The sequence below is a fragment of the Shimia sp. Alg240-R146 genome, from assembly GCF_947331465.1.
GTDB lineage: Bacteria > Pseudomonadota > Alphaproteobacteria > Rhodobacterales > Rhodobacteraceae > Shimia.
In genome coordinates, this window is the sequence record NZ_CAMZOK010000001.1 from 1,662,392 (window position 1) to 1,682,247 (window position 19,856).

General features: G+C 57.3%; 21 protein-coding genes and 1 riboswitch. Of the genes, 13 read left to right on the top strand and 8 right to left on the bottom strand.

Translation table 11 applies throughout. The annotated features are described in order from the left end of the window. Positions 1-15: 15 nt before the first annotated feature. The 5 genes from PG871_RS08025 to fabA form a co-directional block, all read right to left on the bottom strand. Positions 16-807, bottom strand: a complete 792-nt coding sequence (locus tag PG871_RS08025) for an enoyl-ACP reductase FabI (RefSeq protein WP_270728102.1) — start codon at positions 805-807, stop codon at positions 16-18. 7 nt (positions 808-814) lie between these two features. Further along, entirely contained in the window at positions 815-2,044 is a 1,230-nt protein-coding gene (fabB, locus tag PG871_RS08030) for a beta-ketoacyl-ACP synthase I (protein WP_270728105.1), read from the bottom strand. Between the two features lie 124 nt (positions 2,045-2,168). Then, entirely contained in the window at positions 2,169-2,975 is an 807-nt protein-coding gene (locus tag PG871_RS08035; protein ID WP_270728106.1) for a crotonase/enoyl-CoA hydratase family protein, read from the bottom strand. Between the two features lie 151 nt (positions 2,976-3,126). After that, positions 3,127-3,618, bottom strand: a complete 492-nt coding sequence (locus PG871_RS08040) for a DUF3124 domain-containing protein (protein ID WP_270728108.1) — start codon at positions 3,616-3,618, stop codon at positions 3,127-3,129. Between the two features lie 405 nt (positions 3,619-4,023). After that, positions 4,024-4,530, bottom strand: coding sequence for a bifunctional 3-hydroxydecanoyl-ACP dehydratase/trans-2-decenoyl-ACP isomerase (gene fabA, locus PG871_RS08045; RefSeq protein ID WP_270728110.1), 507 nt, complete (start codon positions 4,528-4,530; stop codon positions 4,024-4,026). A 196-nt stretch (positions 4,531-4,726) separates the two neighbouring features. On the opposite strand from fabA, the gene irr reads away from it, so the two are divergent. After that, the gene (gene irr, locus PG871_RS08050; protein WP_270728113.1) at positions 4,727-5,143 is read left to right on the top strand and encodes a Fur family transcriptional regulator Irr; all 417 of its coding nucleotides are present in this window, start codon (positions 4,727-4,729) and stop codon (positions 5,141-5,143) included. A gap of 96 nt (positions 5,144-5,239) precedes the next feature. Further along, a complete protein-coding gene (locus PG871_RS08055) occupies positions 5,240-6,226 on the top strand; it encodes an NADPH:quinone reductase (protein WP_270728116.1) in 987 nt (328 codons plus the stop codon). On the opposite strand, the gene PG871_RS08060 is transcribed toward PG871_RS08055, so the two are convergent. Next, positions 6,216-6,911, bottom strand: coding sequence for a hypothetical protein (locus tag PG871_RS08060; RefSeq protein WP_270728119.1), 696 nt, complete (start codon positions 6,909-6,911; stop codon positions 6,216-6,218). The genes PG871_RS08055 and PG871_RS08060 overlap by 11 nt on opposite strands. A gap of 99 nt (positions 6,912-7,010) precedes the next feature. Further along, positions 7,011-7,880: a hypothetical protein gene (locus PG871_RS08065; protein ID WP_270728120.1), complete on the bottom strand. Its 870-nt coding sequence runs from the start codon at positions 7,878-7,880 to the stop codon at positions 7,011-7,013. 123 nt (positions 7,881-8,003) lie between these two features. Here PG871_RS08065 and miaB point away from each other — a divergent pair, with 123 nt between their 5' ends. The 8 genes from miaB (at position 8,004) to metK (ending at position 15,919) form a co-directional block, all read left to right on the top strand. Next, positions 8,004-9,341 carry a tRNA (N6-isopentenyl adenosine(37)-C2)-methylthiotransferase MiaB gene (gene miaB, locus PG871_RS08070; RefSeq protein WP_270728123.1) on the top strand — a complete coding sequence of 446 codons (1,338 nt, stop codon included), beginning with the start codon at positions 8,004-8,006 and terminating at the stop codon, positions 9,339-9,341. A gap of 228 nt (positions 9,342-9,569) precedes the next feature. Next, the gene (locus PG871_RS08075) at positions 9,570-10,145 is read left to right on the top strand and encodes an OmpA family protein (protein WP_443020473.1); all 576 of its coding nucleotides are present in this window, start codon (positions 9,570-9,572) and stop codon (positions 10,143-10,145) included. 12 nt (positions 10,146-10,157) lie between these two features. After that, the gene (locus PG871_RS08080; protein WP_270728125.1) at positions 10,158-10,454 is read left to right on the top strand and encodes a hypothetical protein; all 297 of its coding nucleotides are present in this window, start codon (positions 10,158-10,160) and stop codon (positions 10,452-10,454) included. Positions 10,455-10,638: 184 nt separating this feature from the next. Continuing rightward, positions 10,639-11,664, top strand: a complete 1,026-nt coding sequence (locus PG871_RS08085) for a PhoH family protein (RefSeq protein WP_270728126.1) — start codon at positions 10,639-10,641, stop codon at positions 11,662-11,664. Between the two features lie 48 nt (positions 11,665-11,712). Next, on the top strand, positions 11,713-12,204 hold the full coding sequence (gene ybeY / locus PG871_RS08090) for an rRNA maturation RNase YbeY (protein WP_270728128.1): 492 nt from the start codon (positions 11,713-11,715) through the stop codon (positions 12,202-12,204). Positions 12,205-12,234: 30 nt separating this feature from the next. Next, positions 12,235-13,119, top strand: coding sequence for a hemolysin family protein (locus tag PG871_RS08095; RefSeq protein ID WP_270728131.1), 885 nt, complete (start codon positions 12,235-12,237; stop codon positions 13,117-13,119). Continuing rightward, on the top strand, positions 13,112-14,644 hold the full coding sequence (lnt, locus tag PG871_RS08100; RefSeq protein WP_270728134.1) for an apolipoprotein N-acyltransferase: 1,533 nt from the start codon (positions 13,112-13,114) through the stop codon (positions 14,642-14,644). The genes PG871_RS08095 and lnt overlap by 8 nt, the downstream gene beginning before the upstream one ends. A 36-nt stretch (positions 14,645-14,680) precedes the next feature. Next, a riboswitch (SAM-SAH riboswitch) is annotated at positions 14,681-14,729 on the top strand. 8 nt (positions 14,730-14,737) lie between these two features. Then, positions 14,738-15,919 carry a methionine adenosyltransferase gene (gene metK / locus PG871_RS08105; protein WP_270728137.1) on the top strand — a complete coding sequence of 394 codons (1,182 nt, stop codon included), beginning with the start codon at positions 14,738-14,740 and terminating at the stop codon, positions 15,917-15,919. A gap of 179 nt (positions 15,920-16,098) precedes the next feature. On the opposite strand, the gene PG871_RS08110 is transcribed toward metK, so the two are convergent. Continuing rightward, the gene (locus tag PG871_RS08110; RefSeq protein WP_270728140.1) at positions 16,099-16,317 is read right to left on the bottom strand and encodes a hypothetical protein; all 219 of its coding nucleotides are present in this window, start codon (positions 16,315-16,317) and stop codon (positions 16,099-16,101) included. A gap of 417 nt (positions 16,318-16,734) precedes the next feature. Between PG871_RS08110 and PG871_RS08115 the strand changes: the two genes are divergently transcribed. The 3 genes from PG871_RS08115 to aroA all read left to right on the top strand — a co-directional run bounded on the left by PG871_RS08115 (position 16,735) and on the right by aroA (position 19,853). Then, complete coding sequence (locus PG871_RS08115; RefSeq protein ID WP_270728142.1) at positions 16,735-17,595, top strand: bile acid:sodium symporter family protein; 861 nt, start codon at positions 16,735-16,737, stop codon at positions 17,593-17,595. Positions 17,596-17,657: 62 nt separating this feature from the next. Then, positions 17,658-18,380, top strand: a complete 723-nt coding sequence (trmB, locus tag PG871_RS08120; protein WP_270728145.1) for a tRNA (guanosine(46)-N7)-methyltransferase TrmB — start codon at positions 17,658-17,660, stop codon at positions 18,378-18,380. A gap of 126 nt (positions 18,381-18,506) precedes the next feature. After that, positions 18,507-19,853 (top strand): 3-phosphoshikimate 1-carboxyvinyltransferase, encoded by a 1,347-nt coding sequence (aroA, locus tag PG871_RS08125; protein ID WP_270728149.1) that lies wholly within the window; start codon positions 18,507-18,509, stop codon positions 19,851-19,853. Positions 19,854-19,856: the final 3 nt, after the last annotated feature.

A 19,856-nucleotide genomic window follows, 5' to 3' on the forward strand; every position in this document is an offset into this window, starting at 1 on the left:
GCGCGCCTCTTAGCGTCAGAGGTTTTCCGGCTGTGGCATGCCCAGCACGTGATATCCGCCGTCAACCCGCAGGATTTCTCCTGTGGTGCAGGCACCCGCATCGGATGCCAGATAAACCGCTGTACCGCCAACGGCTTCCAGTGTGGCATTGACGCGCAGTGGCGCGTTTTGCTCGGTTTGGCGGAAGGTCTTACGCGCACCACCAATCACGGCTCCGGCCAATGTTTTCATCGGGCCGGGAGAGATTGCGTTCACGCGGATGCCGTCCGGGCCAAGGTCGTTGGCCAGATAGCGCGTGGCGCTTTCCAAGGCAGCTTTGGCGACGCCCATGACATTGTAAAACGGCGTCACGCGGTTTGCGCCTTGGTAGGTCAGCGTCAGGATCGTTCCGCCATTTTCCGCCATCATCGGGTGCGCGCGCCGCGCCACTTCGATCAGTGAATAGCAAGAGATATCCAGCGAATTTTTGAAGTTGGCGCGCGTCGTGTCGACAAAGCGGCCGGAAAGCTCGTTCTTGTCGGAATAGGCAATCGCGTGCACGAGGAAGTCGATGGTGGGCCACTTGCCGGACAACTCGTCAAATGCGCGGTCCAATGAGGCGTCATCGCTGACGTCGGCGTCAACGAGAAACTCGCTGCCGAGACTGGCAGCCAGTGGCGCCACGCGTTTGCCAAAAGCTTCGCCCTGATAGGTGAAGGCCAGTTCGGCGCCAGCTTCGTGCATCGCCTTGGCGATGCCCCATGCAATCGAGCGCTCGTTGGCGACGCCCATAATCAGGCCGCGTTTGCCTTGCAGTGTTTTTGACATGTCTTCGTTATCCCTTGAACTTCGACAGCAGCATCGAGCCATTGGTGCCACCAAAGCCAAAGCTGTTTGTCATCACCGTATCAAGACCGGCGTTTTCAATTGTTTTTGTTGCAATTTCGTCCGGTTTGATCGCCGGATCCAGCGTGTCGACGTTGATCGACGGCGTGATAAAATCACCGTCCAGCATCAACAAGCAGAAGATGGCCTCAAGTGCGCCAGCGGCGCCTTGGGCGTGGCCGGTCATCGATTTGGTCGAGGAAATCGGCGGTGTCGTGCCTGTGCCAAATACGCGGCGGACGGCTTCGACTTCGCCAACATCACCCACAGGCGTCGAGGTGCCGTGCGCGTTGATGTAGCTGACCTTGCGGCCCTCAGGCAGGGAGGCAGTCGCCAAACGCATGGCGCGTTCGCCGCCTTCACCGCTGGGTGCGACCATGTCGTGGCCGTCTGAAGTGGCGGCAAAGCCGGTGACTTCGGCGTAGATTTTTGCGCCGCGAGCCTGTGCGTGTTCGAGATCTTCCAGCACGACAATACCGCCACCACCAGAAATCACAAAGCCGTCGCGGTTTTCGTCAAATGCGCGGGAGGCTTTGTCGGGTGTGTCGTTATACTTGCTGCTCATGGCGCCCATGGCGTCAAACAGGCAGCTAAGCGTCCAGTCGAGTTCTTCGCCACCGCCAGCAAACATCACGTCTTGTTTGCCCATCATGATTTGCTCAGCCGCGTTGCCGATGCAGTGCAGTGAGGTCGAGCAAGCGGATGTGATGGAGTAGTTGATGCCCTTGATCTTGAACGCCGTTGCGAGGTTGGCGGAAATTGTCGAGCTCATGCATTTTGGCACTGCAAACGGGCCGATGCGCTTGGTAGCGCCGGTTTTAAGCACGGTTTGATGCGCGGTCAGCATGGCGGATGTGGACGGACCACCGGAACCAGCCACAAGCCCGGTGCGCTCGTTGATCACCTGATCGTCGGAAAGGCCCGCGTCTGCGATGGCCTGTTGCATGGCGATATGCGCGTAAGCTGCGCCCGCGCCCATGAAACGCAGGGCGCGCTTGTCGACATGTTCTTTCACGTCAATGTCGATATGGCCCGCGATCTGGCTGCGAAACCCGTGCTCCGCCATTTCCGCGCTGGCGGAAATGCCGGACTTGCCCGCTTTGAGCGAGGCGGTGACTTCTTCGGCATTGGTGCCGATTGAGGAAACGATACCCAGTCCGGTAACGACGACGCGACGCATGTGCGCTCTCCCTTAGATGTGTTGGGGACTATGTAGGGGATTTAGGCGTGGAGACGCAAGCTATGGTGTTGCCAGGCGGAGGGAATGAGCAGGGATCTTGCGGGGAACCCTGCTTGGAAGCTGTTTAATCGGTTGGGCGGACGCGGGCCGCGCTTTTGTCGGCAAAGGCTGCCAAACGGGCGCGGGCATCGGGTTGGGTGTTGACCACACCGGCCACAACAGCCTCGGCATAGGCGCCGTCCATGGCCGACATATTCTGGATATGGCTCACAGCAGAGCAGATGGCGAAGTTGGACAGTGGTAAGTTTTCTGCGACACGGTTGGCAAGTTCCATCGCGCGATCAAGGCTGGATCCATCCACGATGTATTGTGCCAAGCCAAGGTCGACGGCTTCTTGACCTTGATAGACGCGCCCTGTCAGCATCATGTCGATCATGCGGGCTTTGCCCACCAGATCGGTGACGCGAATGGTAGCGCCGCCGCCTGTAAACAAGCCGCGCTGGCCTTCTGGTAGGCCAAAATACGCGGTTTGATCCATAACGCGAACATGCGCGGAACTGGCCAATTCCAAGCCACCGCCAACCACGGCGCCTTGAAGCGCTGCGATGACCGGAACGCCGCCGTATTCCATTTTGTTGAAAGCTTCATGCCAACGCAGGCAGACGTGCATAAAGTCGGCCGGGCTGCGGTCTTCATCGTGGTGTTCAATGAGGTCGAGGCCGGCGCAGAAGTGATCACCGGAGCCAGCCAATACAACCACGCTGACGCCCGCACGCGGCGCGACAGAGAAAAAGTCGACCAGTTCGTCAATCGTATTGATATCAAGCGCGTTGCGTTTGGTGGGACGATTAAGGGTCACCACCCATACGCCGTTGTCGTGTTCTTCGATGGCAAGGTTGGTGAAGCGGGATTTGTCGATCTGGATTGCCATGCGCGGGCTCCGAAATTGGAAGGAAACTTCGGTAGACTGAACAGGTTATTGACCGAAGGGCAACGCGCAAATTTCGCGACGTCGCGGCGCAAACCCGGCGCGAGATATCTTGGCTTTGACAGGTGCCATGCCCGAAGCCGAGGTCCCGACTTTAGGGCGACTGCTCGATTACGCGACCACGGCTTGTTAACGAAATGCCTTGCACGCCACTGCCACCTGTCATCACCGTTTCCACGATCGGGGGTATTGCAGGCTTGGACGACGTCCACGTGACGATAAAGTTCGCGCCGATTCCGTCTTCGGAACTTCCGATTGGAACCAAGGTACGTGTGGATTCAAATCCCACCAGTTCCCGAGACGCGGTCGCAAAACTCTTTAGCAGCGCGCCGTTTTCAGCAAAGTAGTCGACCCCGGTGATCATTATCGGTTGATTTGGATCGACATTGTGAATGAAAAGCATTGCCGCCAAAGGTTCACTTCGCCCTTCTTTCGTCAAAACCTGTGTGTAAGCTGGCACGTAGACAGTCTGGCCGCTTGCTTTCTCAACCGTCTGCGCCAGTGCGCTGTTGGAGGCGCAGAAAGCGGCCACAAACAAAACCAGAGCGAACCCCAAACATTTAGGGTGTTCAAATTGGAGTCTCATTAGGCGTTGTCCTTTGCAGATGAAAGCGTCGACATTGAAATCGTTTTTGTCTTTCTTGGGGGGTAGGGTAGTCACAGAAAAGAACCCAGCCAAGGCCTTATATGTCGTGGTGATCTCTCAATCAGGCGTGTCTATTGTTACCCTCTAGGCAAAATTTGGCAGTGCTTCTGGAATAGCGCTTGCTGGAGTATCGATTGGTTTCCATGGTCAATTCGCCGCCGGCTAAATAGAAACTCCGACCAAAAAGGGCGCATCTGTTGATTTAGTCTGCAGCACATGAGCGTGCTTTTTGGTCTAAATGTGCGTGCCCATCAAAAATCGTGTTTGGCGTTGAGAATTTGGAAAACTCCGGACAACAAAAAAGAGGCCCGCAGGCCTCTTTTCCAATTCCAAATGTCGCGCAGATTATTCCGCGGCGAGACCGACGCGCATGTCTTTGACTTCGTAGATCACTTCGCCGTCGGCGAAGACAGTGCCGTTCGCCACGCCAAGCTTCAACTTGCGGTCGATGATGCGGGTAAAGTCCACGTTGTAGGTCAGCATGGTGCGGTCGGGTTTGACCATGCCTTTGAGCTTCACTTCGCCCACGCCCATCGCCATGCCTTTGCCGGGCATACCGCGCCAACCGAGGTTGAAGCCGGTCAGCTGCCACAAACCATCAAGTCCAAGACAGCCGGGCATAATCGGGTTGCCGGGGAAGTGGCAGTCAAAGAACCAAAGGTCGGGCGTGATATCGAATTCAGCGACCACGTGGCCTTTGCCAAATTCACCGCCGTCCGCAGAAATGTCGGTGATGCGGTCCATCATCAGCATAGGGGGCATCGGCAACTGTGCGTTGCCGGGGCCAAATAGCTCGCCACGGGCGCATTTCAGAAGATCCTCTTTGTCAAAGCTGGTAGGGTGATCGGCCATGCGAGGGTCCTTGTCTCATTCTAAGTCAGGTGTCGTGTTGTGCCCCGTCTAGCACCTGCATCCTTGGTCCTGCAAGATGGCTGTGACAACGCGTCCGGTCAGTTGCAAATCATTTTCAATTGAAACAAGGAGGCGGAGCGGGGTATAAGCCCTTAAAGGCAGGCGCAAACGCGCAGCAACCCTATGGGATATCAAGATGATTGACCAAGTGACCCGCATTGGCTCTGAGTGGCTGGCTTCGGCCGGATTGCGCCCCACGCGACAGCGTGTGGCCTTGGCGTCACTGTTGGTGGGGGATGGCAACGACCGTCACGTCACGGCGGAAAGCCTGTTTGACTCGGTGCGCGTCAGCGGCGACAGCGTATCGTTGGCCACAGTCTATAACACGTTACGCGCGTTTTGTGACGCTGGTCTGATGCAGGAAATCACGGTGGATGGCTCAAAGAGCTATTTTGACACCAACACCCATGATCACCCGCATTTTTTCTGGGAAGATGATCGCATGCTGACGGATGCTCCTGCGGAGCAGTTGCAGATTGCGCAGTTGCCGGATGTGCCGGAAGGCGCGGAGATCGCCAAGGTGGATGTGGTGATCCGCCTGCGTCGCACCTAGCAAGCGTTTTCCCGCGACGTCGGGTTTTTCCATTCTATCAGAATTGTACCTTTGAGCGGGCTGTGAGACTGTGCGCGCAAAGAGGAGATTTGTGTCATGAAAGCTGTGACTTGGCGGGCATTTGGACCCGCACGCGATGTGGTGTTGGTGGAAGACCTAGCAACGCCGGTGGCTGGCCAAGGCGAGGTTCTGGTGCGGGTGGCATTTTCAGGCGTAAACCCGTCGGACTGTAAGGCGCGGGGCGGATCGCGTCCCGGCGTGACCAAGCCACCGTTTGACGTGATCGTGCCACACAGCGACGGCGCGGGCGTGATCGAAGCCGTCGGCGAAGGCGTAGATGCGGCGCGGATCGGTGAGCGCGTGTGGCTGTGGAATGGACAGTGGCAGCGCCCTTTTGGCACCTGTGCAGAGTATATATCAGTGCCCGAGGCGCAGGCAGTTGTCCTGCCGGACAACGTGTCACTAGAGGACGGCGCTGTGCTGGGAATTCCCGGTCTGACGGCGGCACAGACAGTGTTTGGCGGCGGTGGCGTTGACGGCAAGACTGTTCTGGTCTCTGGCGGCGGTGGGTCTGTTGGTTTTCTGGCGGTGCAGCTTGCGGCTTGGGCCGGCGCGCGCGTCATAGCGACCTGTGGCGCACGGGATATGGAACGGGTCAGAGCCGCAGGCGCCGACGTGGTGTTGGACTACCGCAGCGAGACGCTGGTGGCGGACATTATGGCGGCCACTGAGGGGGCCGGAGTGGATCGGGCGGTGGAGGTTGAGTTGGGACCAAACCTGTCGATGCTGTGTGAGGTGATGAAACCTTTGGGCACAATCGCCGCTTATGGATCGGCCAAGAATATGGCGCCCCAAATGCCGTTTGGCCCAATGCTGTTTAAGGCGCTGAAGCTGGACATCACGTTGATTTACATACTGCCACTGGCAGAGCGTCAGATGGCGCTATCTAAGCTGCATGAGGCGCTGACGGCGGGCGCATTGCGCTTTGAACCGCCGCATGTGTTTGAAATGGCCGACGCCGCCAAGGCGCATGAGATGGTCGAGGCCGGAGGGCGCACGGGCGCGGTTTTGGTTAGTACTTAGAGAAAAGTCGCATTGGCTTTCGGATCAAGTCAGTCTGTTTGCAGGCCATTGCGTTGTCGGGGTTGCCGTAGATTGCGCCTGCCTCCACGAACGCGTTTTCTTTGAAGCTCCAGTATTTGAACCCGTCGCCCACTATGACGAGGGTGTGCAAGCTGTTTTGATACCCGACGTCCGCGACAGAAAACACACCGTGCAAAGTGTTGATATTGATGCAAGTTGCGCCGGCTTGTATGGCGCGGGCATGTAAGAAACTCTGATAGGGGCGATTGGCTGCAAGAATTCCGACATGCGTCCCGAAATAAAGCGCAGCGCAAAGTATCGCTGTTTTGGTGATGGCAGACATATGGCGTCGCAGGGACAAAGTCGTCGCTAAAACAGGGAACAACACTGCGCTTAGACCAAAGAAAAAATAAGTGCGCATCTTGGGGATCGCGTCGACACCTTCGAAAGGCATCATAGCGATAAATGCAAAGACAGGTGGGAAAGCGGCTACGATCAGGGTGCTCACGGGGCCGACAATGAACGTCAGCGCTATGGCGGTCAGGGATAAGATGAGGGCGATGGTCGCGTAGGTGTGGCGCTTTGGCGAAACCCTGGCGCGCCAAATCAGCGGGAAGAAGATGTGGCCCCACCAAAGGGCGAGGGACAGAAAGCCAATGAAGATAACGAAAATGAATTCAGCCACGATATTGGCGCTTTCTTCTTCGTAAAAAAAAACTCACGGGACTTTGCTGTGCACTCTCCTGCCGGGCAACGGGTTTTTGATCCTGAAGGATCACAAACCCTAGAACCATTGCCCCGGCTCCATAAGCCCAAGGTCCAGCAATTGACGGGAGTGCCATTCAAAGGGCACCGAATTGTGCCAGCGGTAATCGCGAACCTCAAACGTGCTTCCGGGGTTGGATTTCAGCGCCTTGGCGGTGCGGAAAGAACACACGGCGGCAGTCAGGTTGTTGTGCCACGGGCAAGCGTAGGTGTTGTATTCTTCGTCGCTGAATGTGAAATCTTCGCGCAGTTTCAAATCCGGTTGCGCCCGGAAAAACGAAATTCGGTCGATTTTTCGTTTGTCGGCCGGAATGTGCTCTTCGAACCGCCAGCGCAGGCCGCCAAAGAAATTGAGCTGTCGCTCTTTGGGATGGTTGTGGTTGTCGGGGTCATTTCGCGCAAGTGCGTAGTAGCCGGAGCGGTCGAGTTGGGCTTTTTCCAGCGAGACTGCGTTTGGGGTTTCATCCAGATTGGGCGCATAAAGGTCAACCACATAGGTCAGCATGGCGTCGCGACGCTCTTCGGTGTGGAAGGTGAGCATTTCGCCCACGGTGCGCGTTTCGCAAAACGGGAAAAACAGGTACTCGGCGTTGAAACAGTAATATACCCACTGACCGATCATAAGATCATTTACAGTCGACACGGCCTGCATGACCTGATCGCTGCGGGTGTTGTCCATGCGCACGCGCGGACATATTTCAGCCAGATCCTCGGCCAGCTCAAAAGCATTCGGCATAAAGACGACAACCTTGAGAAAGCCCAAATCAAGGTGGTGACGGATGGTGCTGTCGATTTCCACGTCGTCTTCGACAAAAATCAACGCGATGGGGCCTTTGGCGAATTCGGATTTACCCGTGCGGATCAATTGGTTGAGAGAGTCGTATGTCATGCCCGGCCTTTGGATGCAGTTCTTGCGCCTGTTGTCGCCAAAATCGGTTAAATCGCCGTGCATTGCAAGCCGCCCCGCTTTTGATGTAGGGAGGCGCCTTGAAACCGCAGCGGGAAGCGTTCCATGTCCGATACCGTCTCTGAAAAGAAGAAGCTCTTTATCAAGACCTATGGCTGTCAGATGAATGTTTATGACAGCGAGCGTATGGCCGAGGCCATGGGCGGAGCGGGTTATGAGACGACCGAAACGCCGGATGATGCGGATATGATCCTGCTCAACACTTGTCACATCCGCGAAAAGGCCGCCGAAAAGGTCTATTCAGAACTGGGTCGTTTCAAGGTGTTGAAGGCCGAGAAGCCGGATCTGAAGATCGGTGTGGCGGGCTGTGTCGCGCAGGCCGAGGGCCAAGAAATCATGCGCCGGCAGCCGATGGTAGATTTGGTGGTTGGGCCGCAGGCCTATCACCGCTTGCCCGAGATGGAAGCCAAGACCCAAGAAGGCGCCAAGGCGCTGGACACGGATTTTCCGGAAGAAGACAAGTTTGAGCGTCTGAAAAGCCGCCCCAAAGCCAAGCGTGCGCCGGCGGCGTTTCTGACGGTTCAGGAGGGGTGCGACAAGTTTTGCGCCTTCTGCGTGGTGCCATATACGCGCGGCGCGGAGGTCAGCCGCCCCGTGGATCGCGTGCTGAGCGAAGCGCGGGATTTGGTGGAACGTGGTGTCCGCGAGATCACCTTGTTGGGGCAGAATGTGAATGCCTATCACGGGGCGGGGGCCGGTGGGGATATGACGCTGGCAGGGCTGATTTGGGAGCTCGACAAGGTCGATGGTCTTGAGCGCATCCGCTTTACCACAAGCCATCCCAACGACATGATGGATGATCTTATCGAAGCGCATGGCACCTGTGAAAAACTGATGCCGTACCTGCATTTGCCGGTACAATCCGGGTCAGACAAAATCCTGAAGCGGATGAACCGCAATCACGACCGTGACAGTTATTTGCGGCTGGTGGAGAGGATTCGCGCGGCGCGGTCGGATATTCTGTTGTCGGGAGATTTCATCGTCGGTTTTCCGGAAGAAACCGAGCAGGATTTTCAAGATACGATGGATCTGATCGAAGAGGTCAAATACGGGCAGGCGTTCAGTTTCAAATATTCCACGCGTCCGGGTACTCCGGCTGCGGAACGGCCATTGGTGGATGATGCCGAGGCGAGTGACCGGTTGTATCGCTTGCAGGCGTTGATCACTCAACAGCAGCGCGCCATTCAGGAAAGTATGGTGGGTCGCGATGTGCAGGTGATGTTTGAACGGGCGGGACGGCTTGAAGGCCAAATGGTTGGAAAATCAGAATATCTGCACGCGGTTCACGTTGCCGATGCGGGTGCAAAAGTGGGCGATATTGCCAAGGTGAGAATCGTAAAAAGTGAAACAAACTCACTTGGCGGCATTCTCGCGTCGGATTGATCGCGACTTGGAAACAATTTTTGCGCGTGGGTTGGATTGACCCGAGGCGCAGATGTTTCGCCGCCCTTCACGACATAAATTTGCCACTTTTCTGTTTCCTGTCCCGACGGATGGGGCATTAGTCCTTGGAAAATCTAGGATTTCCGGTAATCTCCAATTCACTGATTGGGCGTGATGCGAGGCTGCTTTCGCAAATGCGTCGTTGGGGGATTGTGAGAGGAAGTCGTTTTGGCGGAGAAAATCAAAAAAACCGTCCGCGCTATTTGTGCGGGGCTAGCCGTGGCGTGTATTGCGGTCGTTGCCGTGACGCAACCGGCGGCGGCACAGAATCAGCGGACCGTTCTGGGACAGAAATACATTCCGACTGTTTGGGTCGATCCGGATGGCTGTGAGCACTGGGTTATGGATGATGGTGTCGAAGGTTACATGACGCCGCATGTGAACCGGCAGGGTATTCCGGTGTGTCGTCGTGGCAATGTCTGTGGTGTGATGGATTCGGACCAGTTCTTTGCGACGGACAAGTTTTATATCAACGCGGCGAACCGCCAACAGCTGGCGGAGTTCTTTAAGACCTCTCCGGCGTCGGCCTTTATCATTGCCGGTCATACCGACAGCCGCGCCAGCGACGAATACAACATGCGCTTGAGCTACAATCGCGCGAATGCGGTGGCCAAAGTTGGCAAACAGTCCGGAGCTCGGATTGTGGATGTTCGGGGATATGGCGAGCGTATGCCACGTGCCACCAATGGCACCTCGGCTGGTATGGCGCAGAATCGCCGCGTCGAAATCATCTGTTTGCGCTGAGGGGAGACGGACATGAAACTTATTAAAAGCGCCGTACTTTTGGCAGTCGTTGGCGGTCTTGCCGCTTGTGACAACAAGGTGGACAAGACCGTGGATAACGCGCGGGACAGTGGCCATCTGAGCAACCTGACCGCGGGCATTTGGGTGGATCCAAATGGCTGCGACCACTGGATCATTGATGATGGTGTTGAAGGCTATCTGAGCCAGCGGCTCGATCCTTATGGTAAGCCGGTGTGTTCCGGTACAGCCCCTCCCGGCGTGGCAACTGGCCCGTTCAAGGGTGGCTCCACCTTCCCGGACATCATCTAAGTCAACGGGCTGACAATTTTAGAGCCGCGCATCCCTGGATGCGCGGCTTTTTCGTGCCGCACCGGCAGATTTTTGCACCTGTCACAGAAATTTCGCGGGCGAGCGCTTGCGCCTGCCTGAGCAAGTTGGCACCATCAGGGACACAACATCTAGTTTGCAGGAGATCTGTTTGCCCACAGGTGCGATGACCCCGCCGCCAGCGTCCGAAACAGCCAAAGAGACTTCGGTCGAGTTTCCGGACAACCGTCTTTTGATCGAGCTTTGCGGGGAGTTTGACCGCAACCTTGCGGATATAGAGCAAAAAAAGGGTGTTCAGATCCTTCGCCGCGGCAATCAGCTGGCAATTTTTGGTGAGGATGCGCCTCGGGCCGAGGCCGTGGATGTGCTGCAATCTCTGTATGATCGACTGGAAAGCGGCAAGTCCGTGGAGAGCGGTGACATTGATCGCGAGATTCGCATGGGTGGCTCGGAAGAGGGCACCGGCGTGCGCGATGGCGATCAGATGGAGATGTTCAAAGGCGGTGCGGTTGAGATCAAAACCCGCAAGAAGCTGGTCGAGCCGCGCACTGATGCCCAAAAAACCTATGTTCAATCGCTGTTCAAAAATGAACTCGCCTTTGGCATCGGCCCTGCGGGCACTGGTAAGACGTATCTGGCTGTGGCCGTTGGCGTGAACATGTTCATACAAGGCCATGTGGACAAGATCATTCTGTCGCGTCCGGCGGTGGAAGCGGGCGAAAAGCTGGGCTATCTGCCAGGTGATATGAAGGACAAGGTCGATCCCTATATGCAGCCGCTTTACGATGCGCTGAACGATTTTTTGCCGGCGAAACAGCTTGCCAAGTTGATCGAAGAAAAGAAGATCGAGATTGCGCCGCTGGCCTTTATGCGGGGACGGACGCTGGCCAACGCCTTTGTCGTGCTGGATGAGGCGCAGAACGCCACCACGATGCAGATGAAGATGTTCCTCACGCGTCTGGGCGAGGGGTCGCGTATGGTGATCACCGGCGACCGCAGTCAGATCGATTTGCCGCGCGGGGTGCCGTCGGGCCTAAAAGATGCAGAACGCCTGTTGGCAGGCATCAAAAACATCAGCTTCAACTATTTCACTGCCGATGACGTTGTGCGCCATCCTCTGGTGGCGGCGATTATCAAGGCTTATGAGGCGGATGCGATCAAGGCGCTGGCGGCGAAAGAGAAGAAAACGTGACACGTCATTCGAGCCACGGCGTGTCCGGTTCCGCAGGCGGGCCGAGCTGTGCTGACTGACACGATCATCGAGGATGACCGTTGGACCGAGATCGGTTTTGAGACGCTGGCGGAAACGGCGGCCGAGGCCGCTTTGGTGCATCTCGGGTTGTCGACGGGCGATTTTGAAATCGCCGTGCTGGCCTGTGATGACGCCCGCATTTCTGAGTTGAACACTGAATTTCGCGACAAACCGACGCCGACCAATGTTCTCAGTTGGCCGAGTGATGAGCGTGGGGCGGTGGAAGACGGCGATGTGCCATCCCCACCAGAGGGGTTTGATACTGAACTGGGCGACATTGCGATTGCCTTTGAAACCTGTCTAAAAGAGGCCGAAACAGCAGGCAAACCATTGGCGGATCACGTCATGCATCTGGTTGTACATGGGGTGCTGCATCTTTTGGGGTATGATCATATCCGTGACAAAGATGCCACTTTGATGGAAGGGCTGGAAACAGCCATACTTGGCAAAATGGGTCTTTCGGACCCATATGAGATATGAACGGGGGCGCATCCCCAACGGAAAGGGCCAATGGGCGACACCATCGACGGATCCTCTAACGCGGCGCTTAGCGCGCGGCCGGAAGGTCAACCAAAGAAAAAAGGCAGTCTGATCAGACGGCTGTTTTCGAAATCCGCAGAGATACCGGCGGCCAGCGATGGCACGCAGGTGACTCCCACTCCTGCACCCCAGTCACATGGCATGATCAACCTGCGCCGTATGCGCGTGGAAGATGTGGCTGTGCCCAAGGCCGACATCGTGGCGGTGCCCAACTCCATCAGCGAAGCCGAGTTGTTGCAGGTGTTTCGGGACAGTGGAATGACCCGCTTGCCGGTGTATGATGGGACGTTGGACACGCCCATCGGGTTTGTTCACCTCAAAGATTTTGCCCTGCGGCACGGGTTCAACGGCGACGCGGGCAGTTTGAAAATCGATCAAATGTTGCGGCCTTTGCTATTTGTGCCGCCGTCCATGGCGATTGGCGTGCTCTTGGCCAAGATGCAGGCCGAGCGGCGCCACATGGCGCTGGTGATCGACGAATATGGCGGCGTGGACGGTCTGGCGACTATTGAAGACCTGATTGAACAGGTGATCGGCGAGATCGAAGACGAGCACGATGTTGAAGAGGCTGATTTCTGGGTACAAGAGCGCCCCGGAAGCTATCTGGCTTTGTCCAAAACCCCCCTGGAGGAATTTGAGGCTGCGATTGGCCGCTCGCTGACACACCATGAGGACATTGACGGCGAGGAGATCGACACGCTTGGCGGGTTGGTCTTTATGCTGTGTGGCCACGTGCCTGCGCGCGGCGAAGTGGTGGAATTACCTGACGGTGTGGCCTTTGAGGTGGTGGATGCGGATCCGCGCAGGATCAAGCGCTTGCGGGTGCTATTGCCGACGGAAGCCGCCAATGGCTGACAGCGCTGTTGTGCAGCGCTGGCGGGTGTCGGGCTGGAAGCAAGTAACGCTATGTGTGGTATTGGGCGCGCTGGGCGCGCTGGGACATCCCCCGTTTGATCTTTGGTTTTTGACTGTGGCCGCATTTGTTGCGGTGTTTGGATTGGCCTTGCGGTGTGAGAGCAATCGCGACTGGGCCAAAACCGGCTTCTGGTTCGGGTTTGGCTACTTTGCGGTGGCGCTGCACTGGATAGTCGAGCCGTTTCTGGTGGACGTGGCGCGACATGGATGGATGGCGCCGTTTGCTTTGGTGATGATGGCAGCGGGTGGGGCAGCATTCTGGGCTGTAGCGTTTGGCATCGCGGGTTGGTTGCGGCGTGGACTGGGCGGGGTTGCGGCCTTGGCTGTGGCGATGACCGCCACCGAGTTGCTGCGGGCCTATGTGTTGACCGGATTTCCATGGGCCATGCCGTCCTATGTGTTGGTCAACCAGATGGCAGGGCAGATGGCGGCCTTTGTAGGCCCGCATGGGGTGAATTTTTTGCTGTTTCTGTTGGCAGGCGGTCTGGCCTTTGGCGCGGTGCGCCGGTGGCGATGGATCTGGGGCGTGGCCGGTGCGGTGATGTTGGCGCTGTGGGTGCCTGTGCCGGCTCAATTGCCCGAAGCTAGAAAGCATGCGGATGCCGCTGTGGTGGTGCGGCTGGTGCAGCCCAACGCCCTACAGCATCTGAAGTGGCATCCTGACCATGTTTTGAAATTCTTTCAGCGTTCACTTGCTTTGACTGCCCAAGCGGCTCAGGAGGCCGATGCAGCGGTGCCGGATCTTGTGGTCTGGCCGGAAACCTCGGTGCCGTGGACGTTGGACAATGCGGAGAATGCGCTGTTGGCGGCGGCGGGCGCGGCTCGTGGTGCGCCGGTTGTGTTGGGGTTGAACCGTTATGAAGGGGAGCGGGTTTTTAACACAGTGGCGGTTGTGTCGCCGGATGGTGCAGTGACCGATGTCTATGACAAACACCATCTTGTGCCCTTTGGTGAATACATTCCGCTTGGCGATTTTCTTGGCCGGTTTGGGCTGCGGGGATTGGCCAGCCGGCATGGCGGGGGCTATTCTGAGGGCGCGGGGCCTGCGCTGATCGATCTTGGCGCCTTGGGGAAGGCTTTGCCGTTGATCTGCTATGAGGCGGTATTCCCGCAAGACACGCGCGTCAGAGGTGAGCGGCCTCGTGTGATGCTGCATATGACCAATGATGCGTGGTTCGGAAACTTTTCCGGCCCGTACCAACATCTGGCGCAGACACGCATGCGCGCGATCGAGACCGGCGTGCCGGTGTTACGGGCGGCCAACACGGGTGTGTCAGCGGCGATTGATGCGAAAGGGCGCGTGCTGGCAATGCTGCCTTTGGGCGAGGCAGGCTATTTGGATGTCGCCTTGCCGGACCTCGGCCCCGACACGCTTTATGCACGTTGGGGCGATCTGCCTATGGGCTTGTTTCTGGTTCTGCTGATTGTTGCTGGCGTGGCGGTGCGGCAGCGCGAAACCGATTGACCCGCCTGCCAGTTCCACGTATTTGCTGACTCTGAATTTCCGTCACAACGGCTTCCTGACGTGACGGTTTTAATCCAATGGAGCACCACCCCCATGGCACGTAAGAACTATACTTTTACTTCCGAGAGCGTCTCGGAGGGCCACCCAGATAAAGTTTGCGATCGCATCTCGGACGCGGTTTTAGATGCGTTTCTGGCCGAAGAACCCGAAGCGCGTGTGGCCTGTGAGACCTTTGCCACGACGAACCGTGTGGTTATCGGTGGGGAAGTGGGGCTGTCGGATCAGGACAAGCTGCACGAATACATGGGGCGGATCGATGAGATCGCGCGCGCCTGCATCAAAGACATTGGCTATGAGCAGGACAAGTTTCACCACGAGACCGTGGAAATCACCAACCTGTTGCACGAGCAATCCGCACATATCGCACAAGGTGTCGACGCCAGCGGCGAGAAAGACGAGGGGGCGGGTGATCAGGGCATTATGTTTGGTCATGCCACCACCGAAACCGACGCATTGATGCCAGCGCCCATCCAATACTCCCACGCGATCCTGCGCCGTCTGGCCGAGGTGCGCAAATCGGGGCAGGAGCCGACGCTGGGGCCGGATGCGAAATCGCAACTTTCCGTGGTTTATGAGGATGGCAAACCGGTGGGCGTGAGCTCAATCGTGTTGTCGACGCAGCATTTGGACGAAGCTATGACAAGCGCCGACGTCCGCGCGGTGGTGGAACCTTACATTCGTGAGACCCTGCCAGCGGGCTGGATCAGCGACGCCACCGAATGGCACGTAAACCCGACCGGCAAGTTCGTGATCGGTGGCCCCGATGGGGACGCGGGTCTGACGGGCCGCAAGATCATTGTCGACACCTACGGTGGCGCAGCGCCACATGGCGGCGGCGCGTTCTCCGGCAAAGATCCAACCAAAGTGGACCGATCGGCAGCCTACGCGGCGCGATATCTGGCAAAAAACGTGGTGGCGGCCGGTCTGGCGGAACGTTGCACCATTCAGCTGTCTTATGCGATTGGCGTAAGTGAGCCGCTGTCGATCTATTGCGACCACTATGGCACGGGCGAGATTGATCCGGCCAAGATCGAAAACGCGATCCGGCAGGTCATGAGCCTGACACCGCGCGGCATTCGCGAGCAGTTGCAGCTCAACAAACCGATCTATCAGCGCACGGCGGCCTATGGCCACTTTGGCCGCGCGCCTGAGGCGGACGGCGGTTTCAGCTGGGAACGCACGGATTTGGTTGAGGATCTGAAATCCGCGCTGTGAGACGAAGGCCAAGAGGTCACTCGAAAGCCGAAAGGTTTGATGGTGTTATCCTGTCTTGAGGTTTCGAAAAAAAGGCGCTGCCCGTCCGATGACCGGCAGCGCCTTTTGTAATTGACGGGATCTTTCGCCAACACTGGAATGCGCGCCACCAATTCCTGCGTCTTTCCGGCTCAAATCGTCTAGTCGCCGGAATTTGACGTTTCTGCTTTCTTGAACACCATTAGTGTAATGAACAAGCCCGCGATCAGAAGCATGTGTGCAGACGCGGTCAAGCCGAATACGAAATAGCTGCCGACCATTAGAGAAAATATGGAACTCCACATCCACGCCAGCATTTGCATCATCAAATGAGCGGTGGACAGAGAATGGTTTTTCAACGGATTTTTGGTTTCATCCATGACAGACGTCCACGTTGAATTCGTTTTGGCATTATTAATCATTGTTTTCCTCCTGTTACCTCGTGACCCAGACCTTACGTTTGACACGTAAGCGATCGCCTCTGCGAGTGTGCTAGACCTCATGAAGGATCAAGGGGCCTTCTTGAGTGGTGGTCTCTAAACTACGCTACGGCGAAGCAAGCGGACCATTTTTAGATCTCTTTGCAGCAATCTTGCATTGCAAAAATACCCGAATGGGATTTGCTAAACTCACAAAGCATCGTTGCGAGTTTGTTGTAAGATAGCGCAATGCGTCATGGGCGGTTCCTGTGCACGAGCCAGGTCAGTTTTGTAACCCGACGGCACTTCCCTTACGAAATCTTTGGTACTGTCGGGAAATTGTGCGACGGTCTCCCCCGCGAATAGGGAGGAATATCTATGCTCATCGACGTGGCTCTGCCGCTATCACTTGCTTTCATTATGTTTTCACTTGGCTTTGGCCTGACGTTTGCCGATTTTGGCCGGGTCTTGACCATGCCAAAGGCGGTGCTGACGGGCGTAGTGATGCAGATCGGGGCGGTGCCTTTGGTGGCGTACCTCTTGCTCATTGTCTTTAATTTGCCGCCTGCGATGGCTTTTGGCGTAATGATCCTCGCCTTTTGTCCGGGCGGTGTGACATCCAATATCCTAACGAAACTGGGCGGCGGCACTGTGGCGCTTTCAATCACTCTGACGGCGGTGGTGAGCCTTTTGTCGGTGATTACCGTCCCGATTTTGGTTGTATGGGCTGGCGCGACCTTTCTCGGCGAGGCCGCACCTGAGGTGAACGTGTTGGGCATCGGCATGTCGATGTTCGCCATCACAGCGGTACCGGTTTTGATTGGCTTGCTGACCCGTTGGGTGGCCAGTGGCGTGGCCGACAAAATCGAAAAAGTCGTGTCAGCGTTGGCGCTGGTTCTGTTTTTGGTGATCGTGGCTGCTGCCTTGGCGACAAACTGGGACCTGTTCATGGCCAATATCTGGACGCTTGGTCCGGTTCTGATGCTGTTGAATGCTTTGCTTCTGGTGCTCGGTGTCGGTGTGGCGCGGCTTTTGGGCCTGTCAGGACCAGATGGCTTGTGTATCTCGGTGGAAATGGGCGTGCAGAATGCAACTCTGGGTATCACTGTGGCGGGCATGGTTGCACAGGCGTCGGGCATTCCGGAATTTGCGGTGCCAGCGGCGCTCTACGGGATTACCATGTACATCGTGACAATTCCGGGCATGTTCATTCTGCGGTCGATTTTTGGAAAAAGCTGAGCGCATCTTGACCCGAAGGGCAGGGTGCGGCAAAGGCACGGGCGATCCAAGCGAGAGAACTCATGTCCGAGAAGCCGACAGATAAACACCCTTCGGGCGCCCCTTGGCGCAACTTTTATGGCCGTTTCAAAGGCAAAGGGTTGCGTTCTAGCCAAGAGGCCTATCTGGAAGAAGACCTTGCCAAGCTGAGCCCTGGCAAAGTCACCTGGGACGAAAACCCGGACCGTACCAATCTGGACCTGGAAGCGCTTTTTGGCGATCGCGATGTCTGGCTGGAGATCGGGTTTGGCGGCGGCGAGCACATGGTGCATCAGGCCGTGGAGAACCCGGATGTAGGCATCATTGGGTGTGAACCTTATATCAACGGCGTGGCAATGCTGTTGGGCAAGATCCGAAAAGCGGGGGCCGACAACATCCGCGTGCATCCCGGCGATGCACGCGACATGTTTGACGTGCTGCCCGACCAGAGCCTTAGCCGTGCGTTTTTGCTGTACCCTGATCCGTGGCCCAAGAAGCGCCACCACCGGCGTCGTTTCGTGACGCCCGATCACCTTGAGCCGCTCGCGCGCAAGCTAAAGCCCGGCGCCATTTTCCGAGTGGCGACTGATATTCCCGACTATGTGCGCCAGACGTTGGAACAGGTGCCCAAGCAAGGGTTTGACTGGCTCGCGGAAAGTCCTGAGGATTGGCGCGAGCCATGGGGGGACTGGATTTCCACACGGTATGAACAGAAAGCGTTTCGCGAGGGTCGCACGCCGCACTATCTGACGTTTAGGAAAGCGTAAGGGGCCGGCCCCTCGGCCTGCGGCCTCACCACGGGATATTTTTGGCAAAAGGAAGCGGCGTGCGGATTTACGGGCGGCACGTGTTGCGCTAACAGCGTAACCAAGAGCAAGAAGGATACGCGCACTATGTCCGGCCACGGCACTCCTATTCCGATGACATCCCGCCCCTGCGGGCCTCTCCAAGGCGAGGCCAATGTGCCTGGCGACAAGTCGATCAGCCATCGTAGCCTGATCCTTGGCGCGATGTCTGTAGGTGAGACTAAGATTTCCGGCCTGCTGGAAGGCGAAGACGTTCTGGACACGGGCAAGGCGATGGCGGCTTTCGGGGCTGAGGTGATCAACCACGGCGGCGGCAATTGGTCGGTGCATGGCGTGGGCGTTGGCGGCTTTGCAGAGCCGGACAACGTGATTGACTGCGGCAACTCGGGCACCGGTGTGCGCTTGATCATGGGCGCTATGGCGACCTGTGATATCACGGTGACATTCACTGGCGACGCGAGCCTTAACGGGCGGCCTATGGCGCGGGTGACCGACCCGATTGCGCTGTTTGGCGCGCAAGCCGTTGGTCGCGCCGGTGGGCGTTTGCCGATGACAATAGTGGGCGCAAAAGATCCGACACCCGTGCGTTATGAGGTGCCGATGCCTTCGGCGCAGGTGAAGTCGGCTGTCCTGCTGGCGGGACTGAATGCGCCGGGTCAGACAGTTGTGATCGAGAAAGAAGCCACGCGTGACCATACGGAGCGCATGTTGGCGGGCTTTGGGGCCGAAATTTCAGTTGAGCAAACCGATGAAGGGCGGGTCATCACGCTGACCGGTCAACCCGAGTTGAAGCCACAGGTGATCGCGGTACCAAGGGATCCAAGCTCGGCGGCTTTTCCAGTTTGTGCCGCGGTGATCACGCCGGGGTCCGATGTGTTGGTGCCCAATATCGGCTTGAACCCAACCCGCGCGGGACTGTTCACCACACTGCGCGAGATGGGCGCCGATCTGACTTATGAAAACGAGCGCGAAGAGGGTGGGGAGCCAGTGGCGGACCTGCGGGCGAAGTTTTCGCCTGATCTTAAAGGCATCGAAGTCGATCCGGCGCGCGCGGCGAGTATGATTGATGAATACCCTGTGCTGTCTGTGGTGGCGTCCTTTGCCCAAGGCGAAACTGTGATGCGCGGCGTGAAAGAGCTGCGGGTCAAGGAAAGCGATCGGATTGACGCTATGGCGACGGGGTTGCGCCTGAATGGCGTGGAGGTCGACGAAGGTGACGATTGGTGGATTGTCAAAGGGCTGGGCCATGGCAATGTGCCGGGCGGGGCGACCTGCGCAAGCCATTTGGATCACCGCATCGCCATGAGCTTTATGGTGATGGGCATGGCCGCGCGAAGCCCGGTCAGCGTGGATGACGGCAGCCCGATTGCCACGTCTTTCCCGATTTTTGAGCCGTTGATGGCGGGTCTGGGTGCTGACGTGGTGCGGGGCTAAGCG

Bases quoted from the DNA above. Each gene is read 5' to 3' on its own strand.
- irr (WP_270728113.1), top strand. From the start codon at position 4,727: ATGATTGACCAAGTGACCCGCATTGGCTCTGAGTGGCTGGCTTCGGCC.
- PG871_RS08055 (WP_270728116.1), top strand. From the start codon at position 5,240: ATGAAAGCTGTGACTTGGCGGGCATTTGGACCCGCACGCGATGTGGTG.
- fabB (WP_270728105.1), bottom strand. From the start codon at position 2,044: ATGCGTCGCGTCGTCGTTACCGGACTGGGTATCGTTTCCTCAATCGGC.
- fabA (WP_270728110.1), bottom strand. From the start codon at position 4,530: ATGGCCGATCACCCTACCAGCTTTGACAAAGAGGATCTTCTGAAATGC.
- lnt (WP_270728134.1), top strand. From the start codon at position 13,112: ATGGCTGACAGCGCTGTTGTGCAGCGCTGGCGGGTGTCGGGCTGGAAG.
- PG871_RS08040 (WP_270728108.1), bottom strand. From the start codon at position 3,618: ATGAGACTCCAATTTGAACACCCTAAATGTTTGGGGTTCGCTCTGGTT.
- metK (WP_270728137.1), top strand. From the start codon at position 14,738: ATGGCACGTAAGAACTATACTTTTACTTCCGAGAGCGTCTCGGAGGGC.
- trmB (WP_270728145.1), top strand. From the start codon at position 17,658: ATGTCCGAGAAGCCGACAGATAAACACCCTTCGGGCGCCCCTTGGCGC.
- PG871_RS08110 (WP_270728140.1), bottom strand. From the start codon at position 16,317: ATGGATGAAACCAAAAATCCGTTGAAAAACCATTCTCTGTCCACCGCT.
- PG871_RS08025 (WP_270728102.1), bottom strand. From the start codon at position 807: ATGTCAAAAACACTGCAAGGCAAACGCGGCCTGATTATGGGCGTCGCC.
- PG871_RS08115 (WP_270728142.1), top strand. From the start codon at position 16,735: ATGCTCATCGACGTGGCTCTGCCGCTATCACTTGCTTTCATTATGTTT.
- PG871_RS08035 (WP_270728106.1), bottom strand. From the start codon at position 2,975: ATGGCAATCCAGATCGACAAATCCCGCTTCACCAACCTTGCCATCGAA.
- PG871_RS08080 (WP_270728125.1), top strand. From the start codon at position 10,158: ATGAAACTTATTAAAAGCGCCGTACTTTTGGCAGTCGTTGGCGGTCTT.
- miaB (WP_270728123.1), top strand. From the start codon at position 8,004: ATGTCCGATACCGTCTCTGAAAAGAAGAAGCTCTTTATCAAGACCTAT.
- PG871_RS08085 (WP_270728126.1), top strand. From the start codon at position 10,639: ATGACCCCGCCGCCAGCGTCCGAAACAGCCAAAGAGACTTCGGTCGAG.
- aroA (WP_270728149.1), top strand. From the start codon at position 18,507: ATGTCCGGCCACGGCACTCCTATTCCGATGACATCCCGCCCCTGCGGG.
- PG871_RS08095 (WP_270728131.1), top strand. From the start codon at position 12,235: ATGGGCGACACCATCGACGGATCCTCTAACGCGGCGCTTAGCGCGCGG.
- PG871_RS08065 (WP_270728120.1), bottom strand. From the start codon at position 7,880: ATGACATACGACTCTCTCAACCAATTGATCCGCACGGGTAAATCCGAA.